Source organism: Pseudonocardia pini, from assembly GCF_013870575.1.
Taxonomy (GTDB): Bacteria; Actinomycetota; Actinomycetes; order Mycobacteriales; family Pseudonocardiaceae; genus Pseudonocardia; species Pseudonocardia pini.
In genome coordinates, this window is the sequence record NZ_JACBXB010000777.1 from 1 (window position 1) to 2,605 (window position 2,605).

Sequence of the window (2,605 nt, forward strand, 5' to 3'; positions counted from 1 at the left end):
GGCCGGGCGGGCCGCCCGCCATGGTCCAGTCGGGGGCGGGGTTCGGCGGGATCGGGATGGGCGCTGCGCTGGGCGAGGACGACCTCGGCGAGGTCACCCTGTTCGAGAAGGCCGAGCGGCCGGGCGGGGTCTGGCGGGACAACACCTACCCCGGCGCGGCCTGCGACGTCCCGTCGAACCTCTACTCGTTCACCTTCGCCGCGGGCGAGTGGAGCCGCCGGTTCGCACCGCAGGTCGACATCCTGCGGTACCTGGAGGGCGTGGCCGAGCCCCTGCCGATCCGGCTGGACACCGAGGTCACCGACGCGACCTGGGACGACGAGCGGGCCGTCTGGCGGCTCCGGACGACCACCGGGGAGGTCGAGGCGGAGGCCCTCGTCTCCGCGTGTGGCCAGCTGTCCCGTCCCGCCGTCCCCGACCTGCCGGGCCTCGACCGCTTCACCGGCCCGGTGTTCCACTCCGCCCGCTGGGATCACGGGGTGGACCTGCGCGGCAGGCGGGTCGCCGTCGTCGGGAGCGGGGCCAGCGCGATCCAGTTCGTCCCCGCGATCGCCCCGGACGCCGCGCAGGTCACGGTGTTCCAGCGGTCCGCGCCGTACGTCATCCCGAAGCCGGACCGGCCCTACGGCAGGCGGGCGCTGTCGCGGCGGTCCCGCACCTGGAGCCGCGCCGCGCGCGCCTTCTGGACCGGCTTCTTCGAGTTCGGGGCCCTGGGCCTCACCGCGATCCGACCGCTCGCCGGCTCGTTCACGGTGGCCCACCGGGCGATGCTGCGGCTCCAGGTGCGAGACACCGGCCTGCGGGCGCGGCTCGCCCCGGACCATCCCGTGGGCTGCAAGCGCGTGCTGTTGTCCTCCGAGTGGTTCCGCGCGGTGGCCCGCCCGGACGTCGACGTCGTCACCGAGCGGATCGCGGAGGTCACGCCGGACGGGATCCGGACCGCGGACGGCACCCACCATCCCGCGGACGTGATCGTGTTCGGCACCGGCTTCCACACCCAGGACTACCTGGCGCCGATGCGGGTGGTCGGCCGGGAGGGCCAGGAGCTCTCCGAGCGGTGGCGCGACGGGGCCCGGGCGCACCTGGGCGTGACCGTCCCCGGCTTCCCCAACCTCTTCGTGCTCTACGGCCCCACCACCAACGTCGGCTCGGGTTCGGTCGTGCACATGCTCGAGTGCCAGGTCCGCTACGCCCGTGAGGGCGTCCGCAGGCTGGCCGCGGGCGCGCGCACGGTCGAGGTCCGCGCCGAGGCGGCCTCCGCCTACGACGTCGAGATGCAGGACAGGCTCGGCGACAGCGTGTGGACAGAGTGCACGAACTGGTACCGCACGGAGTCCGGCCGGATCACGAACAACTGGCCGGGCACGATGCGGGAGTACGCCCGCCGCACCGCTGTCTTCGACGACGCCGACTACCTCTTCGGGTGACCCGCGCGGGCGGCGAGCTCGGCACGGCTGCGCACCCCGGTGCGGGTGAAGATCCGCTTGAGCGTCTGCTTCACGGTGTTGGGGCTGATGTGCAGCGCCGCACCGATCTCGGGGTTCGTGAGCCCGCGCGCGACCAGCGCCACGATCTCGCGGTCGCGGTCGGTCAGCGAGAGCGGATCGGCCTCGAGCGTGCTCAGCCGGGCGAGGAGGGCGGAGCAGTGGTGAGTGAGCGCGGCCGTGTGCCGCACGTCCGCGGCGGTGAACGCCGCATGCTCCGCGCCCCGCATGAACGCGACCGTGCCCACGATCCGACCCTCGCCGAGCAGCGGGGCGACCACGGAGTGCTCCAGACCCGCGGGCCCGCTCACGTGGTCGTAGAGCGCGCTGGCGTGCCAGCCCCGCTCGCCGAGCAGGTCCACGGCGCTCACGGCCGTCAGGTCGGTGACCATCGGCTCGAGCAGCGGATCCATGGCCCGGCCGATCTCCTCGTACCGGGTGGTCACCGAGTCCGGTACGCCCCGGACGTCCGTGGTCGACGGGCGCCCGGTCCGGTCGAGGAAGTACAGGCCCAGTGCGCCGCTGGGGACGAGCTCCCCCGCGTGCCGCATGAACGCGGACCGGAACTCCGCCACGGTGCGGGCGGTCGCGAGCCTGGAGATCACGGTGGAGAGCGCACTCACGTCGAAGTACTCACCCGGGTACTAGCAGGAGGACGGCGATCGACCCGAGTATGACAGGCCCGCCTGCGGCGAGGGGGGTGCTGCGGGCGGGCCGGCGGGGTTGTAGGCCCGGGTTCGCCGAGGGGGCCGGTCACCGGAGGGGCGGCCGGCCCCCGCCACCGACCGCTACGGTCGTTCCTCATGGACGTCCTGGTCTCGGGCGCGGGGATCGCCGGGCCCGCCCTCGCCTTCTGGCTGGTCCGTGCCGGACACACGGTGACCGTCGTCGAGCGGGCGCCCGCGCCACGCCCCGGCGGCCAGGCCGTGGACCTCCGCGGGACCGCACGCGAGGTCGCGGGGCGGATGGGGTTGCTGGACACCATCCGCGCGGCGAGCCTGCGGACCAGCGCCTTCGCCACGGTCGACGACGCGGGCCGGGTCCTCGAGCGGACGGTCGCCGAACCCGACGGGCAGCTCGCCGAGATCGAGATCCTGCGCGGCGACCTCGCCGGCCTCCTG

Annotated in this window: 3 protein-coding genes; 2 read left to right on the plus strand and 1 reads right to left on the minus strand. The window is 74.4% G+C overall.

The window, feature by feature from the left end; all coding sequences use genetic code 11:
- Nucleotides 1-20 precede the first annotated feature (20 nt).
- On the plus strand, nt 21-1,427 hold the full coding sequence (locus H5J29_RS28760) for a flavin-containing monooxygenase (RefSeq protein WP_181784118.1): 1,407 nt from the start codon (nt 21-23) through the stop codon (nt 1,425-1,427).
- Here the strand turns inward: H5J29_RS28760 and H5J29_RS36385 are convergent.
- Entirely contained in the window at nt 1,412-2,107 is a 696-nt protein-coding gene (locus tag H5J29_RS36385; RefSeq protein ID WP_181784116.1) for a helix-turn-helix transcriptional regulator, read from the minus strand. The genes H5J29_RS28760 and H5J29_RS36385 overlap by 16 nt on opposite strands.
- A gap of 180 nt (nt 2,108-2,287) precedes the next feature.
- Between H5J29_RS36385 and H5J29_RS28770 the strand changes: the two genes are divergently transcribed.
- Nucleotides 2,288-2,605, plus strand: a 318-nt coding sequence (locus H5J29_RS28770) for an FAD-dependent monooxygenase (RefSeq protein ID WP_181784117.1), incomplete at its 3' end; no start/stop codon positions are given.